Source organism: Rathayibacter sp. AY1E3, assembly GCF_002932235.1.
GTDB lineage: Bacteria > Actinomycetota > Actinomycetes > Actinomycetales > Microbacteriaceae > Rathayibacter.
Genome location: NZ_PSVN01000003.1, coordinates 138,763 through 163,620, shown reverse-complemented (window position 1 = coordinate 163,620; position 24,858 = coordinate 138,763). Strand labels below are relative to the sequence as shown.

Here is a 24,858-nt window from a genome sequence, read left to right as displayed (position 1 = left end):
TCCTCGTGCTCTCGGTGCTCGCGCCGGTGCGGCGCCCTCCGAGGGTAGTCGGCGGGCGGGGCGGTCCGCGGCGCGCGGCGCGGAGTCAGGCGGAGGAGGAGCGGCGCGCGATCGTCACGCGCGTCGAGTACGGCATCGCGACGGTCCCGCTCCCGCCCGACTCCTCGTCCACCACGGCGTCGACCGCCGCGAGGACCGCGGCGCGCTCCTCGTCGGGCATCGCGATGACGGAGCTGCGGGACGCGAACATGTCCCGCACCCCGGCTCGGTCCAGCTCGAAGGACCACTCGAAGGCCGCGAACGCCACCCGCTCGAGAGCGGAGCCGAGCGGCGGCCGGAGTGTCTCGAAGCGCTCGGCGGTGGAGGCTCCGGCGACCTCGCCGAGCCGGCGCACCCAGGGGACCGACTCGTCGCGGATGTTCCACACCAGCGCGAGCACGCCCTCCGGCACCAGGACGCGGGCGACTTCGGCTCCCGCGCGCTCGGCGTCGACCCAGTGCCACGACTGCGCGGCGGTGACGAGCTCCGCGGAGGAGTCCGCGGCGGGGATCGCCTCGGCCGTCCCCTCCTCGGGGCGGACCCCCGGCAGATTCGAGGCGAGCCGCGCGAGCATCTCCGCGTCGGGCTCGACCGCGGTCACGGCGAGGCCGCGGGACGCGAGCGACGCGGTGAACTTGCCCGTTCCCGCGCCGAGGTCCACCGCGCGCAGCCGATCGGAGGCGTCGGCTCCCGCCGCGCGGGCCCGCTCCGGGACGAAGGCGCCCGCCACTGGCGCGGGGGCGTGCCCCACGATCCAGTCGACGGCGTCGTCGGGGTAGCCGGGCCGCCCGCGGTCGTAGGCGTCGACCGCGCTGCCGAAGGAGCGTCCGAGGCCGCTCATCGCTTCTCCGCCGCTCGCGCGAGCACGTCCACCGCGTAGCCGTAGCCGGCGATCCCCGCGCCGACGATCACGGCGATCGCGACGTCCGAGAGGTAGGAGTGCTGCCGGAACGGCTCGCGCCGGTGCACGTTGCTCACGTGGACCTCGACCATCGGCAGCTCGGTCGCGAGGACGGCGTCGCGGATCGCGATCGACGTGTGCGTGTACGCCCCGGCGTTGAGCACCACTCCCGAGACGGAGCCGCGAGCCGCGTGCAGCCGGTCGACGATCGCGCCCTCCGAGCTGCTCTGGAAGGTCTCGACCGTGAAGCCGTGCCGCTCGGCCGCCTCCGCCGCCAGCGCCTCGGCGTCGACGAGGGTGTCCGAGCCGTAGAGCTCGGGCTCGCGGGTGCCGAGCAGGTTCAGGTTCGGGCCGTTGAGGACGAGGATCGGCAGCTTCACGCTCCGACCCTAGCGCCGGCCGTCCCCGCGAGCGGGAGCGGCGGCAGCGCCGCGCGCAGGAGGATCAGCTCGCGCGCATGGGCGTCCAGACGCCGGTCCTCCTCGGTCCGCAGCTCGAGAGGCGGGACCGGCTCGGCCGCCCCGTCGGCGCCCCGCACCACGAAGACGCTCCGGCACTGCGTGGTCAGCTCCAGCTCGCCGGTCCGCGGGTCCCCGGAGCGCACGTGCACCGCCAGGTGCATGCTCCGGGCGCTCGTGTGGATGAGGCGCGCCTCCACCTCGACGAGGTGCCCGATGCGCACCGGACGGTAGAAGTGGATCCCGCCGGAGTAGACGGCCACCGCGTCGCGGCCGGTCCAGCGCTGCGCGACCGCGTCGGCCGCCTCGTCGATCCAGCGCATCACGATCCCGCCGTGGGCGTTGCCGCCCCAGTTGACGTCGCCCGGCGCCGCGAGGAAGCGGAACACGATCCGCGGACCGGTGCCCTCCTCGGTGTACTCCTGGGCGCGCATCACGTCGTGCAGCCGTCGGCGGCCCTCGATGCGCGCGGCGGCGCCCTCGGCGAGGGACAGGTCCTCGATCGAGCGGGGCCGCCACTCCGGGACCGACCGCGGCCTCTTCTCGTCGTCGACGGCCACGAACACGAGGAGGCAGTGCGTGGCGTCCTCGTAGAGGCCGGTCCGCGGATCCGCCTGCGCGACCTGCACCAGCACGTGCATGCTCGTGCGCCCGGTGTGGATGACGCGGGCGGTCGCCTCGATCAGGTTGCCGACCGAGATGGGCCGGGTGAAGTGGACGTTGCCGACGTACGCCGTCACGCAGTAGCCGCCGCTCCAGCCCACGGCGCAGGCGTAGCCGGCCTTGTCGATCCACTCGAGGACGCGGCCGGCCTGGGCGCTGCGGCCGTCGGCGGTGGCGTCCTGCGGGGCGGCGAGGAAGCGGAGCGTGATGCGGTCGGTCATGGTGCCCGTCGTCGTGGGAGCGGAAGGGGGGAGTGGACCCGCGGGGGTGCGAGGAAAGGGGGATGATCCGCCCGCGGGCCACAGGGGTGTCCGGCAGGAGCCGGCTCGGTCAGGGGGATCAGGCCGCCAGCGGCAGCTTCTCGGCGAGGAGCCGGAGCCGCAGGGCCTGGAGCTCGGCGGACAGCTCGGGCGGCAGCCGGTCGCCGAACCGCGTGAAGAATTCCTCCGTGAGCGCGCACTCCTCCAGCCACGCCTCCACCGGGACGGAGAACAGCTCCTCCTTCTGGGCCGCGGAGAGCAGGAGCCCGTGCGTGTTGATCGCGACCGGCAGGTCGCCGAGGGGGCTCCGCCGCGCCTCCGCCAGCCCCTCCAGGCGGCGGACGAGCCACTGCAGCACCCGCGCGTTCTCGCCGAAGCCGGGCCAGAGGAACTCGCCGTCCGCGTCCTTCCGGAACCAGTTGACCTGGAACACGGCCGGCGCCGCATCGCCGAGCTCGGCGCCGATCGCGAGCCAGTGCGCGAAGTAGTCGGCCATGTTGTAGCCGCAGAAGGGGAGCATCGCGAACGGATCGCGGCGCAGCTCCCCGACCGTGCCCTCCGCGGCCGCGGTCTTCTCGGAGGCGACGGTCGCACCCAGGAAGACGCCGTGCTGCCACGAGGTGGCCTGCGTGACCAGCGGGACGTTGCTCGCCCGTCGGCCACCGAAGACGATCGCGTCCAGCGGCACGCCTTCGTGGGCGTCCCAGTCGGCGGAGAGCGACGGGCACTGCGCGGCCGGCGCGGTGAAGCGGGAGTTGGGGTGCGCGGCGGGCGTGCCGGACGCCGGCGTCCACGGCTGCCCGCGCCAGTCGGTCAGCCGCTCCGGGACCTCGTCGGTCAGGCCCTCCCACCACACGTCGCCGTCCTCGCGGAGCGCGACGTTGGTGAAGATCGTGTTGCCCCAGAGCGTCTGCACGGCGTTCGGGTTCGAGCTCTCCCCGGTGCCGGGAGCGACGCCGAAGAAGCCCGTCTCGGGGTTCATCGCCCAGAGGCGTCCGTCCTCCCCGCGGCGCATCCAGGTGATGTCGTCGCCCAGCGTCTCGACCCGCCAGCCGGGGATCGCGGGCTGCATCATCGCGAGGTTGGTCTTGCCGCACGCGCTCGGGAAGGCGGCGGCGACGTGGTAGCGCCGTCCCTCGGGCGAGACGATGCGGATCAGCAGCATGTGCTCGGCGAGCCAGCCCTCCTCGCGCCCCATCGCCGAGGCGATGCGCAGGGCGAAGCACTTCTTCGCCAGCAGGGCGTTGCCGCCGTAGCCGGAGCCGTACGAGACGATCTCGCGCGTCTCCGGGAACTGGGTGATGTACTTCACGGGGCTGCACGGCCAGGCGACGTCCTCGCGGGTGACGCCGTCCGCGTCGCGGAGGGGCATCCCCACGGTGTGCACGCCGCGGACGAACGGGGTCTCCTCGGTGAAGGCGGCCAGCGGCTCGGAGCCCACGCGCGCCATGATCCGCAGGTTCAGCACCGCGTAGGCCGAGTCGGTGACCTGGACGCCCAGCTGCGAGAGCGGACCGCCGACGGGCCCCATCGAGAACGGGACGACGTACATCGTCCGTCCGCGCATCGCTCCGTCGAGGAGGGGAGCGAGCTCGGCCCTCATCGCGGCGGGCTCGCGCCAGTTGTTGGTCGGTCCCGCGTCGGCCTCGTCGGTCGTGCAGATGAAGGTGCGGTCCTCGACCCGGGCGACGTCGTCCGGGTCGGTGCGGGCCAGGAACGAGCCGGGCCGCCACTCCGGATTGAGCGGGAGGAGCGTGCCGGAGGCGACGAGCCGCTCGGTCAGGCGGTACCACTCCGCGGGCGAGCCGTCGCTCCACTCGATCACGTCGGGCTGGAGGATCGCGGCGGTCTCGCGCACCCAGCGGCGGAGGGCGAGGGGCGCCGGCGGCACGACGGGCGCGGGGACGGACGTCGGCGCGGTCATGGTGCTCGGCTCGAGTCGGACGGTGTTGCTGTAGATGCTCATGCTGGCTCCGCTTTCGGTGGTCGTCGTCGACGGGGGTGGGGAGTCGCCGGCCGCAGCCGGGAAGAGGCCGGCCGGGGCGGGAGGGGCGCTCAGTGGCGCCTGAAGCCAGGATGGAGGAGGATCAGGAGGTATTCCCGGCGCTCAGGCGGTCAAGAAACCGCGTTTTTGCGCTTCCGTCACAACCGACCGCTGGAGCTCGCCGTGACCGATCCCTCGACACCCGCCCCAGGCTCCGACGCCGTGCTGCTCGGGCAGCGCCTGCGCCACTTCCGCACCCGGCGCGGACTGACCCTCGGGCAGCTCGCCGAGCGCGTCGACGTGTCGGGGAGCCAGCTCTCGCTGATCGAGACGGGCCGCCGCGAGCCGCGCCTCTCCCTCCTGCAGCGCCTCGCGGCCGCGCTCGGCGTCGAGCTGGCGGCGCTGCTCTCGGACGAGCCGCCGAGCGAGCGGGCCGCGCTCGAGATCGAGCTGGCGCGCGTGCAGAAGGGATCGCTGTACCGCTCGCTCGGCCTGCCCGAGTTCAAGGTCAACAAGGGGCTGAGCACGCCCGTGCTGGAGGCGTTCCTCGGCGTCTACCGCGAGCTCGCCCGTCGCCGGAGCGAGGCGAGTGCCACACCGGAGGAGGCGCGCCGGGCCAACACCGCCCAGCGGCTCCAGCTGCGCGAGCGCAGCTCCTACCTGCCCGAGATCGAGGAGGTGGCGGGCGAGATGCTCCGCACCGTCGGGCACCGCGGAGGAGCACTGACCCACAGCTCCGTCTCGAAGATGGCCCGGCACCTCGGCTTCGAGATCATCCACGTCGGCGACCTGCCGCACTCCGCCCGCTCGGTGATCGACCTCGCGAACGGCAGGATCTACCTCCCGCCCGCCTCGATCCCCGGGGGCCACGGCCTGCGGGCGCTGGCGCTGCAGGCGATGGCGCACCGCCTCCTCGGGCACGAGCGGCCGGTGACCTACGCCGACTTCCTCCGCCAGCGCCTCGAGATCAACTACTTCGCCGCCGCGTGCCTGATGCCGCTGGAGCCGGCGGTCGCGTTCCTCCAGGAGGCGAAGCGCGAGCGGGACATCTCGGTGGAGGACTTCCGCGACGGCTTCGGCGTCACCCACGAGGCCGCCGCCCTGCGCTTCACGAACCTGCTCACCTCGCACCTCGACATCCGGATGCACTTCCTGCGGGTGCTGGGAGACGGCTCGATCCAGAAGGCCTACGAGAACGACGGGCTGCCGCTGCCGACCGACGTCACCGGGGCCGTCGAGGGCCAGGTCGTCTGCCGCTACTGGTCGGCGCGCTCCGCGTTCACCCGGACCAACCGGACGACGGAGTACTACCAGTACGTCGACACTCCGGCGGGCACCTTCTGGTCGGCGTCGCAGACCGGCACGACCGCCACCGAGGAGTTCTCGATCACCGTGGGCGTCCCGTTCGCCGAGGCCCGCTTCTTCCGAGGCCGCGACACCGACCGCCGCGAGCTCTCCCGCTGCCCCGACGAGTCCTGCTGCCGACGCGCCCCGTCGGAGCTCGCCGCGCGCTGGGACGGCAACGCCTGGCCGAGCGCGCGCCTGCACGCGCACGTGCTCGCGCCGCTGCCGTCGGGGACCTTCCCCGGCATCGACGACGCCGAGGTCTACGAGTTCCTCGACGCGCACGCTCGCGAGTCCTGACCGCTCCCGCGAGACGCCGCTCCGGTGCGCCTGGGTCGGCGTGCCGCGTACCCGAGCGCGTCCCGCGGAAGGGCGGGAGTCGTCAGTCCGAGATGAGGGCGCGGGCCGTTCCCTCGTCGAGGATGAGGTCGGTGATGAGGCCGGCCGCCAGGGCGCCGCGCAGGCCCGGCAGCTTCGAGGCGCCCGACACGACGCAGATCCGGCGCGACGCGCGGCGCACGGTGGAGAGGTCCGGACCGCTTGCACGTTCGTTCATGGGGATGTCGTCCCAGCTGCCGTCGGACCGGTAGAACACCGTCGCGACGTCGCCGACGACCCCGGAGCCGCTGAGCGAGGTGAAGTCGCTCGGCTCCAGGTAGCCGCCGATGTAGACCTTCGAGGGGACCGCCGCGAACGGCGACCCGAGCCCGAACAGCGCCACGTCCATCCGCTGCTGCAGCTCCAGGACCCGTCGGGTGGAGCGCTCGCGCCACACCGCCTGCTTGGTGGTCGGGTCGTCGAAGAACGCCGGCACCGGGAACTGCTGGACCTTCGCCGCGTAGGCGTCACCGAAGCGGCGGAGGATCTCGCTCGAGTAGTTGATGCCCGTGGTCTCGGTGTTGCCGGCGCCGTTCAGCTGCACGATCTGCGTGTTGTGCGTCTCCTTGGCGATCAGGTGGCGGCTGATCGCGCTCATCGTGGAGCCCCAGGCGATGCCGACGATCATGTTCGAGTCGATGAACTGCCCGAGGATCCTCGCTGCGGACAGGGCGACCCGCTCGAGCCGGTCGATCTCGCTGGTGTGGTCCGGCACCGGCACGATGTGCGCCGTGATGTCGAAGTGGGACCGCACCTCGGCCGAGAGGGCGCTCGCCCGGTCGAGGGGGGAGCGGATCTGGATGTCGACCAGGCCGGTCGCGCGGGCGTGCGAGAGCAGGCGCGAGACGGAGGAGCGCGACGTGTGCAGCTCGTGCGCGATCGCGTCCATCGTCAGATCCTGCATGTAGTACAGCTGGGCCGCACGAAGCGCGTCCCGCGTCTTGTCGGGATGGGTCGCGTGGGTCGTCTCGTCGAGTTCGACGACCGGTCTCACCGGGGTCATAGCGCTCCCTGCACGGATTTCCACCCGTCTTGACCGGATGTGTTGTCGGGTCAAGGATGGCTGTATTCCTCCGCGAAATCAATCGGTCATCTCCCCGGTGCACGCTGGTGCGGAGGCCTCGACGACACCCCTACGACACGAAGGCGAGTACGAAGTGGCACAGTCCGACGGAACTCCCGGAAACTCCGCTCTGCGCGAGAGCGTCGCTGCTCTCCGCGACAACCCCCGCGCCACGGTCCTGGTCATCGGCGGTGGCATCAACGGCATCGGGACCTTCCGCGAGCTCGCGCTCAACGGCGTCGACGTCGCCCTCGTCGAGCGCGGCGACTACGTCTCCGGTGCCTCGAGCGCCTCGAGCCACATGATCCACGGCGGCATCCGCTACCTCGAGAACGGCGAGTTCCGACTCGTCAACGAGGGCGTGCACGAGCGCAACGGCCTGCTGAAGATCGCTCCCCATTACGTGAAGCCGCTGCAGACGACGATCCCGATCTACTCGACGTTCTCGGGCATCCTCGCGGCTCCGCTGCGCTTCCTGACCCACAAGTCGGGCAAGCCGCAGGAGCGCGGTGCGCTGCTGATCAAGGTCGGCCTCACGATGTACGACTTCTTCTCCCGCGACGGCGGCACGGTCCCGCGCCACCAGTTCCACGGGCGCAAGCGCTCGCTGAACGAGCTCCCCAAGCTCGACCCGAAGATCAAGTACACCGCCACCTACTTCGACGCCTCCGTGCACGAGCCCGAGCGCCTCGCGCTCGACGTGCTCCACGACGCGCTGATCGGCGGCAGCAAGGCCCGCGCGGCCAACTACGTCGAGGCCGTCGGCGCCGACGAGAAGGGCGTCGTCCTCCGCGACCGCGAGTCCGGCGAGGAGTTCACCTTCGCGGCGGACGTCGTCGTCAACGTCTCCGGACCGTGGACCGACTTCACCAACACGGCCCTCGGCACGACCACGACGTTCATGGGCGGCACCAAGGGCTCGCACATCGTGCTCGACAACCCCGAGCTGGTCGAGGCCTGCGAGGGCCGCGAGATGTTCTTCGAGCACAGCGACGGACGCATCGTCCTCATCTACCCGCTCAAGGGCCGCGTGATGGTCGGCACGACCGACATCGACGCCGACCCCACGAAGCCGGCGGTGTGCACGGAGGAGGAGATCGACTACTTCTTCGAGCTCGTCAACCACGTCTTCCCGGCCATCCGCGTGGACCGCTCGCAGATCGTCTTCAAGTTCTCCGGCATCCGCCCGCTGCCCCGCCACGACGACGAGGCCCCGGGCTTCGTCTCCCGCGACTACCGCATCGAGCCCTCGACGCTCCCCGGCAACGGCTCGCCCGTGCTCAGCCTGGTCGGCGGCAAGTGGACGACGTTCCGCGCCCTGTCGGAGCACCTCTCGAACGAGGTCTTCAAGCGGATCGGCGTGACCCGTCGCGTCTCCACCGTGAAGACCCCCATCGGAGGCGGCAAGGGCTTCCCGCGCACCGACGCGTCCCGCGCGCAGTGGATCAGCCAGCACCGCTCCGGGCTCTCCTCGGCCCGCACGGGCCAGCTGCTCGAGCGCTACGGCACCCGCGCGCAGGAGGTCATCGAGGCCCTGGCCGACGGACACGACGAGGCGCTCGACTTCGACAAGGACTTCACCACCGGTGAGATCCGCTACCTCGCCCAGCGCGAGAGCGTGGTGCACCTCATCGACCTGGTGATGCGCCGCACCAACCACGCCTTCACGGGCGGCCTGAGCCGCGAGCTCCTCGAGGAGCTCGCCGAGCACACGGGCGCCGTGCTGGGCTGGGACGACGCCGCCCGCGCGTCGGAGGTCGACGCGACCATCGCGCACCTCAAGGAGTACAACGGCGTCGACGTCGGGGGCACCTCGGTGCAGACCCCGACGGCCGTGCCCGCCTCCTGATCGGCGATCAGACGCGGATCGACGGAAGCCCCGGACCGAGGATCACCTCGACCGGGGCTTCCGTCGTGACAACGCACAAACGTGCACGCGCCGTTCCTTGTCGCTAGGACAGGGCGCCGATAACTTCACACCGTCGGGCATCGAAGCCCGCCGCGGACGCCTGTGCGCGTCCGTCTTACGAAAAGGAAAAGGTCAACGTGGACAATCTCGGAGTGGTCTTCCTCGCCGAAGTCGTGGGAACGGCCATGCTCGTGCTCCTCGGCTGCGGTGTCGTCGCCAACGTCGCGCTCGTGAAGAGCAAGGGTCTCAACGGCGGAACCCTCATGGTCAACATCGGCTGGGGCTTCGCGGTCTTCGCCGGTGTGATCGTCTCGTACAACTCGGGGGCGCACCTCAACCCCGCGGTCACCCTGGGCCTCGTCGCGAGTGGAGCGACCGAGTTCGGTTCCGGCGTGCCCGTCAACATCGTCTCGATCCTCGTCTACATCCTCGCCCAGATGATCGGTGCGATCCTCGGTGCCGTCTTCTGCTGGCTCGCCTACAAGCAGCACTTCGACGAGGAGCCCGACGCGGCCAACAAGCTCGGCGTCTTCTCGACCGGTCCGGCGATCCGCTCGTACGGCTGGAACTTCGTCACCGAGGTCATCGGCACCTTCGTCCTCGTCTTCGTCGTCATCGGCTTCGGCGGCGGACGTCAGGGCGACGGCGGTCTGGCCGCGCTCGGCGCGCTGCCCGTCGCCATCCTGGTGATCGCGATCGGCGCCTCCCTCGGCGGCCCGACCGGCTACGCCATCAACCCCGCCCGCGACCTCGGCCCCCGCATCGCGCACGCGCTGCTGCCGATCAAGGGCAAGGGCTCGAGCGACTGGAGCTACGCCTGGGTGCCCGTCGCCGGCCCGATCGTCGGTGGAGTGCTCGCGGGCCTCGCCTCGCTCGTGCTGCTCCCGGTCCTCTAGACCGCCGCGCTTCCTTTCACCCCCGTTACGAAGGAGTAATCATTCATGGCTGACTACGTCATCGCTATCGACCAGGGGACCACGTCGTCCCGCGCGATCATCTTCGACAAGAAGGGATCGATCGTCTCCACCGGCCAGAAGGAGCACGAGCAGATCTTCCCTCGCGCCGGCTGGGTCGAGCACGACCCGATCGAGATCTGGAACAACGTCCGCGAGGTGATCGGCCAGGCTCTCTCCCGCGCCGACCTGACCCGCCACGACATCGCCTCCGTCGGCATCACCAACCAGCGCGAGACCGCTGTCGTCTGGGACAGGACGACCGGCAAGCCGGTCTACAACGCGATCGTCTGGCAGGACACCCGCACCCAGTCGATCGTCGACCGCCTCGCGGGCGACGAGGGCGCTGACCGCTTCAAGTCGATCGTGGGCCTCCCGCTCGCGACCTACTTCTCCGGCACCAAGATCGTCTGGATCCTCGAGAACGTCGAGGGTGCTCGCGAGAAGGCCGAGGCGGGCGACCTGATCTTCGGCACGACGGACACCTGGGTCCTCTGGAACCTGACCGGCGGCATCGACGGCGGCGTCCACAAGACCGACGTCACCAACGCCTCCCGCACCCTGTTCCTCGACCTCGAGACCCTCGAGTGGCGCGACGACATCCTCGAGGCCTTCGGGGTCCCGAAGTCGATGCTCCCCGAGGTCTGCTCCTCCTCCGAGGTCTACGGCCACGTCGAGTCGTCGTCGCTGCTGCGCGAGGTCCCGATCGCCGGCATCCTCGGCGACCAGCAGGCCGCGACCTTCGGCCAGGCGGCGTTCGACCCGGGCGAGGCGAAGAACACCTACGGCACCGGCAACTTCCTGATCTTCAACACGGGCACCGAGATCGTCCACTCGAAGAACGGTCTGCTCACCACCATCGGCTACAAGCTCGGCGACGGCGAGGTGCACTACGCGCTCGAGGGCTCGATCGCGGTTTCCGGCTCGCTGATCCAGTGGCTGCGCGACAACCTGGGCCTCATCGGCTCGGCCCCCGAGGTCGAGGAGCTGGCCGCCACGGTCGAGGACAACGGAGGCGCGTACTTCGTCCCCGCCTTCTCGGGTCTGTTCGCCCCCTACTGGCGCTCCGACGCCCGCGGAGCCCTCGTCGGCCTCACCCGCTACGTCAACAAGGGCCACATCGCCCGCGCCGCGCTCGAGGCGACCGCCTTCCAGACCCGCGAGGTCCTGGACGCGGTCAACGCCGACTCCGGCGTCCCCCTGCAGGAGCTCAAGGTCGACGGCGGAATGATCGCCAACAACCTGCTCATGCAGTTCCAGGCCGACATCCTCGGCGTCCCGGTCGTCCGACCGGTCGTCGCGGAGACCACCGCGCTCGGAGCGGCCTACGCGGCCGGTCTCGCGGTCGGGTTCTGGGAGAACCTCGACGACCTGCGCCAGAACTGGCAGGAGGACTCGCGCTGGACCCCGCAGATGGACCAGGACGAGGCCGCCCGCCAGTACCGCCTCTGGAAGAAGGCCGTCACCAAGACCTTCGACTGGATCGACGAGGACGTGCAGTAGCCTCCTCCGCGGCAGTCCCTGCCTGCCGCGGCGCGGTCGGCTCATCGAGGTGGTCGCGTCTCGGGGAGCGGGTTCCGTCCGGTTAGGGGACAACGCTGACACGCGTTCTCCCCGTTCGCCTCGTGCGGCGAGCGGATGATGTGCGTCCGTTCACGGTGAAGCGCCCTGTCCGACCCTCGGGTCGGGTGGGGCGCTTCGTCGTTCCGACGACGGCGCAACGGCTATCGCAACGGGGTGGTTCGGGGACACCCATTCTGGTCGAGTGGTCGCCGCAGACGGCTCATCGAGACCCGGCAATTCGGACCTGCATGCTGGTCGCGTAGTCGCTGCAGGCGGCTTATCGAGACCCGGACCGGGCGGGGCCTCAGTCCGCCGACAGCCCGAGCTGCGCGTCCAGCTCGTCCAGGGAGTCGATCCGGCGCACGCCCAGCTCGACCGCCTCGGGCGGCAGCTCGCGGCCGTGCTCGGGACCGCCGACGCGGTCGAGCCAGACGCCGCGCAGGCCCGCAGCGGCCGCTCCGACGGCGTCGGTGCCGAGCCGGTCGCCGACGTAGAGGGCCTCCTCCGGAGAGACCCCGAACCGCTCGCAGGCGATCGCGAAGATCCGCGCGTCCGGTTTGGCGACGTCGACGTCGCCGGAGGCGATCACGTGCTCGAAGCGACCGGAGAGGCCCGTGCCCTCGATCTTCCCCCGCTGGAAGTCGAGCACGCCGTTGGTGATGACGCCGAGGCGGACCCCGGCGGCGTCGAGCCGGTCGAGGACGGGCAGCGCGTCGTCGTGGAGGGTCCAGGCGGCGACGTAGTGCTCGAGGTACGCGCGGAACCAGGAGCTCGCCTCCTCGGGAGACAGCGCGACTCCGGCCTCCGCGGCGAAGTCCGTGGCGCGCGCCCGGCGCTGGCCCTCGTAGTCGATCTCGCCCGCGAGGTAGCGGTGGTAGTGCTCCTCCTCGAGCAGGTGCCAGCGGCGCTGCACCTCGGCCGGCTCGCCGGCGTAGGCGGCGCCGAGCGAGGCGGCGTACGCGACGATCCCCTCCCGCACAGCGCGGGCATGGGCGAAGAGGGTGTCGTCGAGGTCGAAGAGCGCGAGCCGCAGCACGGCCGCCTCAGCGGACGCGGCGGAGGAGGCCGACGGAGTCGTAGACGGCGGCGAGCGTGCGCTCCGCGGTCTCGGACGCGCGGTCGGCGGCGAGGGAGAGGACCCGGTCGAGCTCGGCCGGGTCGGCGAGCAGCTCCGCGGTCCGCGCTCGGATCGGGTCGAAGGTGGCGGCGACCACCTCGACGAGGCCCTTCTTGAGGTCCCCGTAGCCGCGGCCCGCGTACTCCTGCTCCAGCGACTCGACGGAGCGGTCGGCGAGGACCGAGTAGATCGTCAGCAGGTTCGAGACGCCGGGCTTCGCCGCCCGGTCGAAGCGCACCTCCGACTCGGTGTCCGTCACGGCGCGCATGATCTTCTTCGCGGTCGCCTTCGGCTCGTCGAGCACGCTGAGCAGGCCCGCATCCGACTCCGCCGACTTCGACATCTTGGCGCCCGGGTTCTGCAGGTCGAAGATCTTCGCGGTCTCGCGCACGATGTGGGGCTCCGGCACGGCGAAGGTCTCGCCGAAGCGCGAGTTGAAGCGCGCGGCGAGATCGCGGGTGAGCTCCAGGTGCTGGCGCTGGTCCTCGCCGACCGGCACCGCGTCCGTCTGGTACAGCAGGATGTCGGCCGCCATCAGGATCGGGTAGGTGAACAGGCCCACCGAGGCGGCCTCAGCGCCCTGCTTCGCCGACTTGTCCTTGAACTGCGTCATCCGGCTGGCCTCGCCGAAGCCGGTCAGGGTGTTGAGGACCCAGGCGAGCTCGGCGTGAGCGGGCACGTGGGACTGGATGAAGAGGATCGAGCGCGCGGGGTCGATGCCCGCGGCGATGTACTGCGCGGCGGTCGCGCGGGTGCGCTCGCGGAGCTGCTGCGGGTCCTGCGGGACCGTGATCGCGTGCAGGTCGACGACGCAGAAGTAGGCGTCGAAGTCCTCCTGCATCGCGACCCACTGGGTCAGCGCGCCGATGTAGTTGCCGAGGTGCAGCGACCCGGAGGAGGGCTGCATGCCGGAGAAGATGACGGGCTTGGCGCCCGGGGTGCTGGGAGTCATGGGTGGCCTCGAGGGGTCGGTTCGCGGGGGAGAGGGTCAGAGCTCGTAGTCGACGACCACGGGGGAGTGGTCGGACCAGCGGGTGTCGTAGGAGGCGGCGCGGTCGACCTCGTAGCTGCGGGCGAGGTCGGCGAGCGCGGGCGTGGCGAGCTGGTAGTCGAGGCGCCAGCCGGTGTCGGTGTCGAAGGCCTGGCCGCGCTGCGACCACCACGTGTACGGTCCGGGCACCTCGCCCGCGAACCGGCGGCCGAGGTCGACCCAGCCCAGTCCGGCACCGGCGTTGTAGTCCGGGTCGCCCTCGGCGCCGACGAAGCGGTCGACGTAGGCGCGCTCCTCCGGGAGGAAGCCGGCCTTCTTGACGTTGCCCTTCCAGTTCTTGATGTCGAGCGTGCGGTGGCCGACGTTGAGGTCGCCCATCACCACGGCGAGCTCGCTGTGCGCCCGGATCTCGGGCAGGCGCGCCTCCATCGCGTCGAGGAAGCGGTACTTCTCGACCTGCTTGGGGGTGCCGACCTCGCCGGAGTGGACGTAGGTGGAGACGACGGTGAGCGAGCGGCCGCCGACCTCGTAGTCGGCCTCGAGCCAGCGTCCGGCCGAGTCGAAGTCGTCGGCGCCGAACGTCACGCGGTGGATCGTGGCGCGCCTGCGCGAGGCGAGAGCGACTCCGGCGCGCCCCTTGGCGGTCGCCTCGTCGTGCAGCACGTCCCACTCGTCCCCGAGGAGCCCCGTGAGGTCGTCCGTGGAGGCGCGGACCTCCTGCAGGGCCAGGACGTCGACGTCGCGCGCGGCGAGCCAGTCGCCCATCCCCTTGCGGTAGGCGGCGCGGACGCCGTTCACGTTGACGGAGGCGATGCGGAGGGTGCTGCGAGTCACCGGAGCAGTCTATTCGGAGCCGCGGAGCGGGTCGCCCGGCCGCGCTCGCACCCCGGAACGCGGAAGCCGGCGGCCGACTCGCGCCACTCCCTCGGAGAGGGGGAGGAGCGCGGAGGCGACCGCCGGCGGGACCGCTCAGGACGGTCGGTCGGAGGGGATCAGGCGGGGACGGCCTGCGCGGTGGCGGGCTCGGGCACCTCGGCGACCACCGGGGCGCGCTTGATGCTCTTCGCGATGATCACGCAGACGGCCGTGACGACCATGCCCACCAGGATGGCGACCAGGTAGAGGATCGGCTGCCCGACGAGACCGGTGACCCAGACGCCGCCGTGCGGGGCGCGGAGGGTGGAGCCGAAGAGCGCGACGAGCGCACCCGTGACGGCCGAGCCGACCATGGCGGACGGGATCACGCGCAGCGGGTCGACCGCGGCGAACGGGATGGCACCCTCCGAGATGAAGGACGCGCCCAGCAGGTAGGCGGCCTTGCCGTTCTGGCGCTCGGCGTCGGTGAACAGGCGCTTGCGGAGAGTCGTGGCCAGGGCCAGACCCAGCGGCGGGGTCATGCCGGCGGCCATGACGATCGCCATCACCTTGAACTGCACGGAGTTCGGGTCGCCGTCAGCGGGGACGGAGGCGAGGCCGGTGGTCGCGAAGGCGTAGGCCACCTTGTTGACCGGACCGCCCATGTCGAACGCCATCATGAGGCCGAGGATGATCCCCAGGATGATCAGGTTGCCGCCCGAGAGGCCCGAGAGCCAGGACGACAGGCCCTCGCTCAGTGCGCGGAGCGGCGCTCCGAGCACCACGAACATCAGGAAGCCGGTGATGAAGGTGGCGATCAGGGGGATGATCACGACGGGCATCAGCGACTTGAACGCCGCGGGGAGTTTGATCCGCGAGATGTAGAGGGCCGCGTAGCCGGCGATGAAGCCGGAGGCGAGGCCGCCCAGGAAGCCCGCGCCGACGGTGACCGCGACCGCGCCGCCGAGGAAGCCCGGCGCGATGCCGGGACGGTCGGCGATGCCGAAGGCGATGAAGCCCGAGAGCACCGGCACCAGGAACGCGAAGGTCGCGCTTCCGATGAGGAACATCACTCCGGCCCAGTCGGTGATGTTCGCGACGTTGAAGCCGTCGTCGATGATCTGCTGGGCCGTGAAGTCGACGATCCGGTAGCCGCCGAACAGGAACGACAGCGCGATCAGCAGACCGCCCGCCGCGACGAACGGGATCATGTAGGAGACGCCGGTCATCAGGTTCTGGCGGATGCGCGTGCCGACGCCGACCTTCTTCGGCGCGGCGGGGGCCGCGGCCGGAGTCGAGCGGGCGGGGGCGGACGCGGCGGAGCCGGAGCCGCGGAGGGCCAGAGCGCGGTCGAGGACCTCGTCCGGCTTGGACAGGGCCTCGGCGACGCCCACCTGGAGGATCGGCTTGCCGGCGAAGCGGTCCTTGCCGCGGACCTCGAGGTCGGCGGCGAGGATGACGACGTCCGCGGCGGCGATGTCGGCCGCGGTCATCTCGTCCGAGCCGGCCGCGCCCTGGGTCTCGACGTGGATCGGGTAGCCGCGCTTCTTCGCGGCCTGCTCGAGCGCCTCCGCGGCCATGTAGGTGTGGGCGATGCCCGCGATGCAGCTGGTCACGGCGACGAAGCGCGGGCCGGAGGCGGGGCTCGCGGCGGGCGCGTCCTGCACCTTCGCCACGGCGCGGTCGATGACGTCGGCCGCCTTCGCGAGCGCCTCCGACGTGCCCACCTCGAGGGTGGGCTTCCCGGCGAAGCGCTCCTTGCCGCGGACCTCGAGGTCGGCGGCGAGGATCACGACGTCGGCGTCGGCGATGGTTCGGTCCGACATGGGATCGGAGCCCGCGGCGCCCTGGGTCTCGACCTGGATCTCGTACCCCTTCTTCTTCGCGGCCTGCTCGAGGGCCTCGGCCGCCATGTAGGTGTGCGCGATGCCGGCGATGCAGCTCGTGACGGCGACGATCCTCATGAGACGACGACCTCTCGGGCGATGATGTCCGCGACCTCCTGGCCGCTGGCGGCGGCGCGGAGGGAACCGGTGAAGGACTCGTGGATCAGCTTGCGGGCGAGCTGGGCGAGGATCTTGAGGTGCGCCTGGTCGGCGCCGTCCGGAGCCGCGATCAGGAAGATCAGGTCGGCCGGGCCGTCGGGGGCGCCGAAGTCGACGCCCTGCTTCGCGATGCCGACCGCCACGCTGGGCGAGACGACGTGGGAGGAGCGGGCGTGGGGGATCCCGATTCCGCCGGGCATGCCGGTCGCCATCTGCGACTCGCGGTCGCGGACGTCGGCGAGGAAGCCGTCGAGGTCGGTGACGCGGCCGGCGTCGGCGAGCGTCTTCGCGAGCTGCGCGGTGGCCTCGTCCTTCGTGGCGGCGGTGAGGTCGACGATGACCGTCGACGCCTCGGTGAGAGCAGTCATGCGCTCAGTTCTCCAATCGGGAGGGTGGGGTCGGGGTTCTCGACGACGGAGACGTCGTCGAGGCGGAGGGAGTCGGGACCCGGGGCTTCGCTGCCCGGGAGCTGGACGGCGGCGGTACCCCACGCGACTGCTGTCGCGAGGCGCTCCGCCTCCGTGGCGTCGACGGCCGAGAGGTAGCCGGCGAGCGTGCTGTCGCCGGCGCCGACGGTGCTGAGAGGCACGACGGCGGGGGCGCCCGCCCACCACGACGCATGCGCCGTGACGAGGAGGGCGCCGTGCTCTCCGAGGCTGACGAGCGCTCGCGCGTCGGGCAGCTGCAGGAGTTCACGGGCTCCGGCGACGACGTCTCCGACCGTCGTCAGGGAGCGGCCGAGGAGCTCTTCGAGCTCCTCGAGGTTGGGCTTCACCAGGGTGGCGGTGCCGGCCGCGATGATCGCGGTCAGGGGGGCTCCCGAGGTGTCGACGGCGAGGGGGACGCCGAAGTGCAGGGCGAGACGGCCGAGGGCGGGGTAGAAGTCCGCTCCCAGTCCCGGGGGGACGCTGCCGCAGGCGACGAGCCAGCGGGGCGAGGCCGAGACGTGCTCGCCGATCAGCTCGGAGAGGGCGCGGGCCTCCTCCTCCGTGACGGCGGGGCCGGGCTCGTTGATCTTGGTGGTGCGGCCCGTCCGGTCGTCGACCACGGTGATGTTGGTGCGGATCGGGTGGGCGATCGCCGCACTGGCCGAGCGGACTCCGGCGGCCCGGAGCATCGTGGACAGGTCGAGGCCGGTGGAGGCGTCGGCCGGGTAGACCGCGGTCGCCTCGACGCCGTTGCGCGCGAGGGCACGGGCGACGTTGACGCCCTTGCCGGCCGGGTCGCGCCGCACGTCGTGCGCGCGGTTGACCTCGCCGACGGCGAAGCCGCTCGTGGAGAGGGTGACGTCGATGCTCGGGTTGGCGGTGACGGTGACGATCATGCGCGGACGACCTCCGGGCCGGCCGACTCGATGTCGTCGGCGAGCTCGTCGTCGACATCGGCGTCGGTGATGACGGTGTCGACCGCGGACAGCGGAGCGACGTGCCCGAAGTCCTGCCGGCCGAACTTCGAGTGGTCGGCGAGGACCACGACCCGGCGCGCGGAGGCGATGATCGCGGACTTGACGACGGCCTCGTCGAGATCGGGGGTGGTGAGCCCGCGCTCGAGGCTGAGGCCGTTCGTGCCGATGAAGGCGACGTCCACCGAGACCGTGGAGAGGGCCTGGGCGGCCCACGGTCCGACGGCGGCCTGCGTGACTCCGCGCAGGTGCCCGCCGATGAGGTGGAGGTCGATGTTGGGCCGGCCGACGAGCGCCATCGCGACGGGGAGGGAGTGGGTGACGACCGTCAGCCGGCGGTCCAGGGGGAGCAGCTCCGCCAGCCGCACCGTGGTGGTGCCGGCGTCGATGGCGATCGAGCCGCCGTCGGGCACCTCGGCGAGGGCCGCGGTGGCGATGCGGTCCTTCTCGCCGGCGAGGTGTCCCTCGCGGGCGGCGACCTCGGGCTCGATGCCCAGGCGCTCGACGGGGATGGCGCCGCCGTGCGCACGGCGCAGCAGGCCCCGCTTCTCGAGGCTGGTGAGATCGCGGCGGATCGTCTCCGGCGTCACGGCGAGGGAGAGGGCGAGGTCGCGGACCTCGACGCGCCCGTCGGTGCGGGCGCGGTCCAGGATCGCCTGGTGCCGCTCCGGTGCGTACATGTGGACTCCGTCGTCTCGCCGTGGGTGATGCGCCGGATCCGCGGTGTCGTTGCCGACCTCGGATCTGCGTTTACCTCTTTTTAGACCCGTTCGGGAGGGAAGTCAACAGAAACGGACGGACTCGGCAGGCGGAATCGGGCCCGGCGAGGCAGGGCTGGACGGAAGGAGGACCGCCGGGTCAGGCGGCGAGCTGCTCGAGCTCCTCCTCGAGCTGCGCGAGCTGGCGCTCCAGGCGCCGTCGTTTCAGGAGGGACGCCTCCGGCAGCGCGGCGCGAAGCCGCTCGCGCTCGGCCTCGGCGAGGGTGCGGCGGGCGGTGCGCAGCTGCTCCTCCCGCTCCTTCTCGCGCTCCTCCGGCGTGAGCTTGCGCGCCGAGATCCCGGCGTCGCTCATCCCGACGGAGATCCACGACGCGGCGATCAGGATCACCTGGCAGACGAGGTTGAACCAGATCAGCAGACCGATGAGGACCGCGAACGAGGCGAGCAGCGGATTGCGGGAGGCGCCGCCCAGCAGCTGCGTCCCGAGGACCTTGAGCGCGCCGAGAGCGATCCCACCGAGCAGCGACCCCGCCCAGAGGTTCTTCCAGGGGATCGAGATGCCCGAGAGGATGCGGAAGGAGCCGGCGAGCGTGCCCGTGTCCAGGGCGAGCATGATCAGCAGGCCGACCGCGCTGCCGGCGAGACGGGCCGGCATCGACTCGCTGCCGATCCCGAGGAAGCCGAACGCCACGTCCACCAGCGAGGTCGAGAACACGGAGAGACCCGCCGAGACCAGCAGCACCGCCCCGAAGACCAGGGCGAGCCCCGCGTCCTTGAGCTTGAGCAGGACGAAGAGGGTCGTGGGTCCGGGGAGCGAGAAGAGCAGCCGGACCGCCTGGCGCAGGCTCCCCAGGAAGTTCAGCGCCGTCCAGAGCAGGCCGGCGGCCGCGATCGCACCCGTCCAGCCGAGGATCGACGAGTCGAGCAGGTCGTCCACCGACACGAGCGCGTTCTTCCCGCCGATCAGGCCGGGGACGGAGCGGGTCACCAGATCGAGGAGGGAGTCGCGCAGCACCGAGTCGTCGCGCACCCAGAAGCCGAAGACGGCGAAGAAGACGAAGAGCGCCGCGAAGACCGCGAACAGGGCCTGGAAGGCGAGTCCGGAGGCGAAGAGGGGCCCGCCGGTCTCGGAGTAGTGGAGCATCACCCGCACCGGCCGCGTCCGCATGACCCGCTCGAACAGGCCCGGGATCCCGCGGGGAGTGTCGGCCGCCTCGGTCATTCCTCCAGCGTACTGAGGCCTCGCGGCGCTCCCGTGCACGCGCCCGCCTGCACGCAGGAACGCGTCCGGCCCGCGGGATCCGAGGATCCCGGCGGGCCGGACGCGTTCGCGAGGGGGAGGATCAGGCGCGGCCGCGGATGACGGCCTGCTTCACCTCGGCGATCGCCTGCGTGATCTGGATGCCGCGCGGGCACGCCTCCGTGCAGTTGAAGGTCGTGCGGCAGCGCCACACGCCCTCCTTGTCGTTGAGGATGTCCAGGCGCGCTCCACCGGCGTCGTCGCGCGAGTCGAAGATGAAGCGGTGGGCGTTCACGATCGCCGCGGGGCCGAAGTACTGCCCGTCGGTCCAGAACACGGGGCAGGACGACGTGCACGCGGCGCAGAGGATGCACTTCGTGGTGTCGTCGAAGCGGGCGCGGTCGGCGACCGACTGCACGCGCTCCTTGCCCTTGGGTGCCGGGGTGTTGGCGACCAGGAACGGCTGCACCTCGCGGTAGGAGGCGAAGAACGGCTCCATGTCGACGACGAGGTCCTTCTCGAGGGGCAGGCCCTTGATCGCCTCGATGTAGATCGGCTGCGAGATGTCGAGATCCTTGATCAGCGTCTTGCAGGCCAGGCGGTTGCGGCCGTTGATCCGCATCGCGTCGGATCCGCAGATGCCGTGCGCGCACGAGCGGCGGAAGGTCAGCGATCCGTCCTGGTCCCACTTGATGCGGTGCAGGGCGTCGAGGACGCGGTCGGTCGAGTACATCTCGACGTCGAAGTCCTGCCAGCGCGGCTCGGCGTCCACCTCGGGGTCGAAGCGGCGGATGATGAACGTGACGGTGAACGCCTCCGGGGCCGCGGCGGCGGCGGGCGGCTGCTCGAGGGTAGCGGTCGACATGGCTAGTACTTCCTCTCCATCGGCTGGTACCGGGTGATCACGACGGGCTTCCAGTCGAGCCGGATGTGGTCACCGGCGTCGGAGGAGTGGGCGTCACCGGAGAGGTACGCCATCGTGTGCTGCATGTAGTTCTCGTCGTCGCGCTTCGGGAAGTCGTCGCGCATGTGGCCGCCGCGGCTCTCCTTGCGGTTGCGCGCCGAGTAGACGACGACCTCGGCGAGGTCGAGCAGGAAGCCCAGCTCGACGGCCTCGAGGAGGTCGGTGTTGAAGCGCTTGCCCTTGTCCTGCACCGAGATGTTGCGGAACCGGTCGCGCAGGCGCTGGATGGTCCCGGTGACGGCCTCGAGGGACTCGTCGGTGCGGAACACCTGGGCGTTCTTGTCCATCTCGTCCTGCAGCTCCTTGCGGATCGAGGCGATCCGCTCGGTGCCGGTCGCGGAGCGGAGCGAGGCGAGCATGTCGCGGATCGCGCCGGCCGGGTCGGCGGGCAGGGGGGTGAAGTCGACCGTCTTGGCGTAGTCGGCGGCGTTGTTGCCGCTGCGCTTGCCGAAGACGTTGATGTCGAGGAGGGAGTTGGTGCCGAGGCGGTTGGAGCCGTGCACCGAGACGCACGCGCACTCGCCGGCGGCGTAGAGGCCCGGGACGACGGTCGTGTTGTCCGAGAGCACCTCGGCCTTGACGTTGGTCGGGATGCCGCCCATCGCGTAGTGCGCGGTCGGCATGACGGGGACCGGCTCGACGACGGGGTCGACGCCCAGGTAGGTGCGGGCGAACTCGGTGATGTCGGGGAGCTTGGTCTCGAGGACCTCGGCGCCCAGGTGGGTGCAGTCCAGCAGCACGTAGTCCTTGTGCGGTCCGGCGCCGCGGCCCTCCGCCACCTCCTGGACCATGCAGCGGGCGACGATGTCGCGCGGCGCGAGGTCCTTGATGGTGGGGGCGTAGCGCTCCATGAAGCGCTCGCCCGAGGCGTTGCGGAGGATCGCACCCTCTCCTCGCGCTCCCTCGGTGAGGAGGATGCCGAGGCCGGCGAGGCCGGTCGGGTGGAACTGGAAGAACTCCATGTCCTCCAGGGGGAGGCCCTTGCGCCAGATGATGCCGACGCCGTCGCCGGTGAGGGTGTGCGCGTTGGAGGTGGTCTTGTAGATCTTGCCGAAGCCGCCGGTCGCGAAGATGATCGCCTTCGCCTGGAAGACGTGCAGCTCGCCCGTGGCCAGCTCGTAGGCGACGACGCCGGAGGGCTTGGCCACTCCGTCGACCTCGGTCATCACCAGGTCGAGGACGTAGAACTCGTTGTAGAAGTTGATGCCGAGCCGGACGCAGTTCTGGAACAGCGTCTGCAGGATCATGTGGCCGGTGCGGTCGGCCGCGTAGCAGGCGCGGCGGACGGGCGCCTTGCCGTGGTCGCGGGTGTGGCCGCCGAAGCGGCGCTGGTCGATCTTGCCCTCCTCGGTGCGGTTGAAGGGCAGGCCCATGTTCTCGAGGTCGATGACCGCGTCGATGGCCTCCTTCGCGAGGATCTCGGCCGCGTCCTGGTCGACGAGGTAGTCGCCGCCCTTGACGGTGTCGAAGGTGTGCCACTCCCAGCTGTCCTCCTCGACGTTCGCGAGGGCGGCGGCCATGCCGCCCTGCGCCGCTCCGGTGTGGGAGCGGGTCGGGTACAGCTTCGAGATCACGGCCGTCCTCGCCTTGGGGCCGGCCTCGATGGCCGCGCGCATCCCGGCACCGCCGGCGCCGACGATGACGACGTCGAACTGGTGGTAGTGGACGCCGTCGGGTCCGACGGTCTGCGCGAAGGCGCTCTGGTCGGCGCCGGTGTGGGAGTGGCCTGGTGTGCTCACGGGGTGGGTGCTCCGTCGTACGGGGATGGGAGGGGGAGGTGCCGGGACGCGGTGCCGCGGACCGGGAGGGGCGCTGGCCCCTCTCCGATCCGCGGCACCGTGGTCACGCTGCGCAGAAGGAGGGCAGCAGATCCGCGGCGGTGCCGGCGGGGCACGGGTCGAACGCGAAGACGACCCAGGTGCCGAGCGCGATCAGCGCGACGACGGCGACGAGGATGCCGCCCTTGAAGGCCTTGGCCAGCAGGGGCGAGGTCGCGTAGTCGTTGACCAGCGTGCGCATGCCGTTGCCGCCGTGGATCAGCGCGAGCCACAGCATGAGGACGTCCCACCACTGCCAGAACGGGTTCGCCAGCTTGCCGCCGACGAAGCCGAAGTCGATGGCCTTGATGCCGTCGCCCAGCAGCAGGTTGTAGATGAGGTGCCCGAAGATCAGGACGATCAGCACGACGCCGGAGGCGCGCATGTAGATCCAGCCCCACTTCTCCCAGTTGGTGCCGGAGGAGCGGGTCGGGGTGTGCGGGGTCCGCGGTGCGGCGACGGTGCTCAATGCGCACCCCCCTCGCTGAAGACGTTGATCAGGTGGCGCGGCGCGAAGCCGAGCATCAGCACGACCCAGAGGCCCATGACGACCCAGAAGAGGACGCGCTGGTTGCGGGTCGCCCAGCTCCAGAAGTCGACCAGGATGATCCGCAGGCCGTTCAGCGCGTGGAACGCGATGGCGCCCACGAGCCCGGTCTCGCCGAGTCCCATGATCGGGTTCTTGTACGTGCCGATGACCGCGTTGTACGCCTCGGGGCTCACGGCGATGAGAGCGGAGTCGAGGACGTGGACGAGGAGGAAGAAGAAGATGGCGACACCGGTGATCCGGTGGAGCACCCACGACCACATGCCTTCGCGACCGCGGTACAGGGTGCCGGCCGGACGCCGGATCTTCCCCTGCTTCCGGGGTGCGAGGGTTTGAGCAGCTTGAACTGACACGAACAACCCTCCCTGGTTGTGCTCCGACGGCCTGACCTGTTCCCACGTCGCGTGGACGGGGACGGGGCGGGGAGCGACGAGAAACTCGCCCTCCGATTCTAAGCGCGCTCGCAGGCGGGCGCGGCTTAGGCGAGCCTTAGCTGCGGGGCAGGGCGAGGGCGGGCGCCCCCGCGGTCGCGTAGTGCGCGAGGAGCTCGTCGGTGAGTGCGCTCCAGGTGCGGTGGAGCACGCGGCGGCGGCCCGCCTCGCCGAGCCGGGCGCGCAGTGCGGGATCTCGGACCAGGCGCTCCACCTGCCGGCGGAGGTCGGAGTCGCTCTCGGGCGCGTAGAGCAGGCCGTCCACGCCGTGCTCGATGAGGTCGGTGGGGCCGCCCGCGTGCGGCGCGACCACCGCGGTGCCGGACGCCTGCGCCTCCTGGACCGTCTGGCCGAACGTCTCCTCCGTGCCGGTGTGCACGAAGACGTCGAGCGCGGCGAAGACCGCCGGCAGCCGGTCGCCGTCGAGCCGGCCGAGCATCCGCGCCGCCGGGCCGAGGGCGGCGGCGACCCGGGCGGAGGAGGGGCCGTAGCCGCCCACGACCAGCTCCGCGTGCGGGAGGGAGGCGAGCGCCGCCATCCGCTCCACCCTCTTCTCGGGGGAGAGGCGCCCGATGTAGCCGACGAGCGCGTCGTCGGCGCCGAGTCCGGCACGGACGGCCTGCGCGTAGGGGGAGGAGCGGCGGCGCGGGTGGAAGCGCTCGCTCTGCACGCCGCGGCCCCACAGGGCGGTGCGCTCGATGCCGGCGGCGGCGAGGTCGTCGAGGGCGCTCGTGGAGGGGGCGAGGGTCAGGTCCGCCCCGGCGTGGATCTGGCGGATCACCCGCCAGGCGAGGGCGCGGGCGCCGCGGATGCCGTAGCGGGCCGCGAATCGCGCGACGTCCGTCTGGTAGATCGCGACACTCGGCACCCCGAGCCGGCCGGCCGAGGCGATGGCGCGGGCGCCGAGGAGGAAGGGCGAGGCGACGTGCACCACGTCGGGCTCGAAGTCGGCCAGCTCCCGGGTGAGGGCGAGCGTGGGGATCCCGACCGGGAAGTCGCGGTAGGCGATCGCCGGGTGCTCCACGACGCGGTGGCCCGCGTAGTGGCCCGGCGCCCCCGCGGCCGGGCAGACGACGAGCGCCTCGATCCCGCGCTCCGCGAACTCGTCGAGCACCCGCAGGACGCTCGTGGTCACGCCGTTCAACGACGGCAGGAAGCTCTCGGTGACGACCGCGACTCTCACGCCCCGGACGCTACGGCGGCGGGATGAACGGC

Annotated in this window: 22 protein-coding genes; 4 read left to right on the top strand and 18 right to left on the bottom strand. The window is 71.4% G+C overall.

Annotated elements, in window-relative coordinates:
- Positions 1 to 85: 85 nt before the first annotated feature.
- From C5C53_RS03645 to C5C53_RS03630, 4 genes are all read right to left on the bottom strand, one after another.
- Positions 86 to 880 carry a class I SAM-dependent methyltransferase gene (locus tag C5C53_RS03645; protein ID WP_104266848.1) on the bottom strand — a complete coding sequence of 265 codons (795 nt, stop codon included), beginning with the start codon at positions 878 to 880 and terminating at the stop codon, positions 86 to 88.
- The gene (gene aroQ, locus C5C53_RS03640; protein ID WP_104226430.1) at positions 877 to 1,320 is read right to left on the bottom strand and encodes a type II 3-dehydroquinate dehydratase; all 444 of its coding nucleotides are present in this window, start codon (positions 1,318 to 1,320) and stop codon (positions 877 to 879) included. The genes C5C53_RS03645 and aroQ overlap by 4 nt, the downstream gene beginning before the upstream one ends.
- Positions 1,317 to 2,282, bottom strand: a complete 966-nt coding sequence (locus C5C53_RS03635) for an acyl-CoA thioesterase (protein ID WP_104266847.1) — start codon at positions 2,280 to 2,282, stop codon at positions 1,317 to 1,319. The genes aroQ and C5C53_RS03635 overlap by 4 nt, the downstream gene beginning before the upstream one ends.
- A 118-nt stretch (positions 2,283 to 2,400) precedes the next feature.
- Positions 2,401 to 4,245, bottom strand: coding sequence for a phosphoenolpyruvate carboxykinase (GTP) (locus C5C53_RS03630; RefSeq protein WP_104266914.1), 1,845 nt, complete (start codon positions 4,243 to 4,245; stop codon positions 2,401 to 2,403).
- Between the two features lie 243 nt (positions 4,246 to 4,488).
- Here C5C53_RS03630 and C5C53_RS03625 point away from each other — a divergent pair, with 243 nt between their 5' ends.
- Positions 4,489 to 5,949, top strand: coding sequence for a helix-turn-helix domain-containing protein (locus C5C53_RS03625; protein ID WP_104223199.1), 1,461 nt, complete (start codon positions 4,489 to 4,491; stop codon positions 5,947 to 5,949).
- 82 nt (positions 5,950 to 6,031) lie between these two features.
- Here C5C53_RS03625 and C5C53_RS03620 read toward each other — a convergent pair whose 3' ends face one another.
- A complete protein-coding gene (locus tag C5C53_RS03620) occupies positions 6,032 to 7,030 on the bottom strand; it encodes a sugar-binding transcriptional regulator (protein ID WP_104223198.1) in 999 nt (332 codons plus the stop codon).
- A 154-nt stretch (positions 7,031 to 7,184) separates the two neighbouring features.
- Here C5C53_RS03620 and C5C53_RS03615 point away from each other — a divergent pair, with 154 nt between their 5' ends.
- The 3 genes from C5C53_RS03615 to glpK all read left to right on the top strand — a co-directional run bounded on the left by C5C53_RS03615 (position 7,185) and on the right by glpK (position 11,455).
- Positions 7,185 to 8,939 carry a glycerol-3-phosphate dehydrogenase/oxidase gene (locus C5C53_RS03615; RefSeq protein WP_258065223.1) on the top strand — a complete coding sequence of 585 codons (1,755 nt, stop codon included), beginning with the start codon at positions 7,185 to 7,187 and terminating at the stop codon, positions 8,937 to 8,939.
- A gap of 245 nt (positions 8,940 to 9,184) precedes the next feature.
- Complete coding sequence (locus C5C53_RS03610; protein ID WP_374952909.1) at positions 9,185 to 9,895, top strand: MIP/aquaporin family protein; 711 nt, start codon at positions 9,185 to 9,187, stop codon at positions 9,893 to 9,895.
- Between the two features lie 45 nt (positions 9,896 to 9,940).
- A complete protein-coding gene (gene glpK / locus C5C53_RS03605) occupies positions 9,941 to 11,455 on the top strand; it encodes a glycerol kinase GlpK (protein ID WP_104266846.1) in 1,515 nt (504 codons plus the stop codon).
- A 364-nt stretch (positions 11,456 to 11,819) separates the two neighbouring features.
- Here the strand turns inward: glpK and C5C53_RS03600 are convergent, their stop codons facing one another.
- The 13 genes from C5C53_RS03600 to C5C53_RS03535 form a co-directional block, all read right to left on the bottom strand.
- Entirely contained in the window at positions 11,820 to 12,551 is a 732-nt protein-coding gene (locus C5C53_RS03600) for an HAD family hydrolase (protein ID WP_104266845.1), read from the bottom strand.
- 7 nt (positions 12,552 to 12,558) lie between these two features.
- A complete protein-coding gene (gene trpS, locus C5C53_RS03595) occupies positions 12,559 to 13,584 on the bottom strand; it encodes a tryptophan--tRNA ligase (RefSeq protein WP_104266844.1) in 1,026 nt (341 codons plus the stop codon).
- Positions 13,585 to 13,620: 36 nt separating this feature from the next.
- Positions 13,621 to 14,457, bottom strand: coding sequence for an exodeoxyribonuclease III (locus C5C53_RS03590; RefSeq protein WP_104263197.1), 837 nt, complete (start codon positions 14,455 to 14,457; stop codon positions 13,621 to 13,623).
- A gap of 158 nt (positions 14,458 to 14,615) precedes the next feature.
- A complete protein-coding gene (locus tag C5C53_RS03585) occupies positions 14,616 to 16,442 on the bottom strand; it encodes a PTS fructose-like transporter subunit IIB (protein ID WP_104232839.1) in 1,827 nt (608 codons plus the stop codon).
- On the bottom strand, positions 16,439 to 16,891 hold the full coding sequence (locus C5C53_RS03575) for a PTS sugar transporter subunit IIA (protein ID WP_097166616.1): 453 nt from the start codon (positions 16,889 to 16,891) through the stop codon (positions 16,439 to 16,441). The genes C5C53_RS03585 and C5C53_RS03575 overlap by 4 nt, the downstream gene beginning before the upstream one ends.
- Entirely contained in the window at positions 16,888 to 17,847 is a 960-nt protein-coding gene (locus C5C53_RS03570; protein ID WP_104249472.1) for a 1-phosphofructokinase family hexose kinase, read from the bottom strand. The genes C5C53_RS03575 and C5C53_RS03570 overlap by 4 nt, the downstream gene beginning before the upstream one ends.
- A complete protein-coding gene (locus C5C53_RS03565) occupies positions 17,844 to 18,605 on the bottom strand; it encodes a DeoR/GlpR family DNA-binding transcription regulator (RefSeq protein WP_104226423.1) in 762 nt (253 codons plus the stop codon). Before C5C53_RS03565 ends, C5C53_RS03570 begins: the two co-directional genes overlap by 4 nt.
- 178 nt (positions 18,606 to 18,783) lie before the next feature.
- Positions 18,784 to 19,866: a YhjD/YihY/BrkB family envelope integrity protein gene (locus tag C5C53_RS03560; protein WP_104223189.1), complete on the bottom strand. Its 1,083-nt coding sequence runs from the start codon at positions 19,864 to 19,866 to the stop codon at positions 18,784 to 18,786.
- 121 nt (positions 19,867 to 19,987) lie between these two features.
- The gene (locus C5C53_RS03555) at positions 19,988 to 20,749 is read right to left on the bottom strand and encodes a succinate dehydrogenase iron-sulfur subunit (protein ID WP_104266843.1); all 762 of its coding nucleotides are present in this window, start codon (positions 20,747 to 20,749) and stop codon (positions 19,988 to 19,990) included.
- Between the two features lie 2 nt (positions 20,750 to 20,751).
- The gene (gene sdhA, locus C5C53_RS03550) at positions 20,752 to 22,488 is read right to left on the bottom strand and encodes a succinate dehydrogenase flavoprotein subunit (RefSeq protein ID WP_244230709.1); all 1,737 of its coding nucleotides are present in this window, start codon (positions 22,486 to 22,488) and stop codon (positions 20,752 to 20,754) included.
- Between the two features lie 202 nt (positions 22,489 to 22,690).
- Positions 22,691 to 23,134, bottom strand: coding sequence for a succinate dehydrogenase hydrophobic membrane anchor subunit (locus C5C53_RS03545; protein WP_104223187.1), 444 nt, complete (start codon positions 23,132 to 23,134; stop codon positions 22,691 to 22,693).
- Positions 23,131 to 23,565: a succinate dehydrogenase, cytochrome b556 subunit gene (gene sdhC / locus C5C53_RS03540; protein WP_374952907.1), complete on the bottom strand. Its 435-nt coding sequence runs from the start codon at positions 23,563 to 23,565 to the stop codon at positions 23,131 to 23,133. The genes C5C53_RS03545 and sdhC overlap by 4 nt, the downstream gene beginning before the upstream one ends.
- A 136-nt stretch (positions 23,566 to 23,701) precedes the next feature.
- Complete coding sequence (locus C5C53_RS03535; protein ID WP_181065415.1) at positions 23,702 to 24,826, bottom strand: glycosyltransferase family 1 protein; 1,125 nt, start codon at positions 24,824 to 24,826, stop codon at positions 23,702 to 23,704.
- Positions 24,827 to 24,858: the final 32 nt, after the last annotated feature.

What these genes read in the sequence shown, in the direction of transcription:
- C5C53_RS03645 (WP_104266848.1), bottom strand. Translation starts at nt 880, where the DNA reads ATGAGCGGCCTCGGACGCTCCTTCGGCAGCGCGGTCGACGCCTACGAC.
- C5C53_RS03635 (WP_104266847.1), bottom strand. Translation starts at nt 2,282, where the DNA reads ATGACCGACCGCATCACGCTCCGCTTCCTCGCCGCCCCGCAGGACGCC.
- C5C53_RS03630 (WP_104266914.1), bottom strand. Translation starts at nt 4,245, where the DNA reads ATGACCGCGCCGACGTCCGTCCCCGCGCCCGTCGTGCCGCCGGCGCCC.
- C5C53_RS03620 (WP_104223198.1), bottom strand. Translation starts at nt 7,030, where the DNA reads ATGACCCCGGTGAGACCGGTCGTCGAACTCGACGAGACGACCCACGCG.
- C5C53_RS03610 (WP_374952909.1), top strand. Translation starts at nt 9,185, where the DNA reads ATGCTCGTGCTCCTCGGCTGCGGTGTCGTCGCCAACGTCGCGCTCGTG.
- glpK (WP_104266846.1), top strand. Translation starts at nt 9,941, where the DNA reads ATGGCTGACTACGTCATCGCTATCGACCAGGGGACCACGTCGTCCCGC.
- trpS (WP_104266844.1), bottom strand. Translation starts at nt 13,584, where the DNA reads ATGACTCCCAGCACCCCGGGCGCCAAGCCCGTCATCTTCTCCGGCATG.
- C5C53_RS03585 (WP_104232839.1), bottom strand. Translation starts at nt 16,442, where the DNA reads ATGAGGATCGTCGCCGTCACGAGCTGCATCGCCGGCATCGCGCACACC.
- C5C53_RS03575 (WP_097166616.1), bottom strand. Translation starts at nt 16,891, where the DNA reads ATGACTGCTCTCACCGAGGCGTCGACGGTCATCGTCGACCTCACCGCC.
- C5C53_RS03570 (WP_104249472.1), bottom strand. Translation starts at nt 17,847, where the DNA reads ATGATCGTCACCGTCACCGCCAACCCGAGCATCGACGTCACCCTCTCC.
- C5C53_RS03565 (WP_104226423.1), bottom strand. Translation starts at nt 18,605, where the DNA reads ATGTACGCACCGGAGCGGCACCAGGCGATCCTGGACCGCGCCCGCACC.
- C5C53_RS03560 (WP_104223189.1), bottom strand. Translation starts at nt 19,866, where the DNA reads ATGACCGAGGCGGCCGACACTCCCCGCGGGATCCCGGGCCTGTTCGAG.
- C5C53_RS03555 (WP_104266843.1), bottom strand. Translation starts at nt 20,749, where the DNA reads ATGTCGACCGCTACCCTCGAGCAGCCGCCCGCCGCCGCCGCGGCCCCG.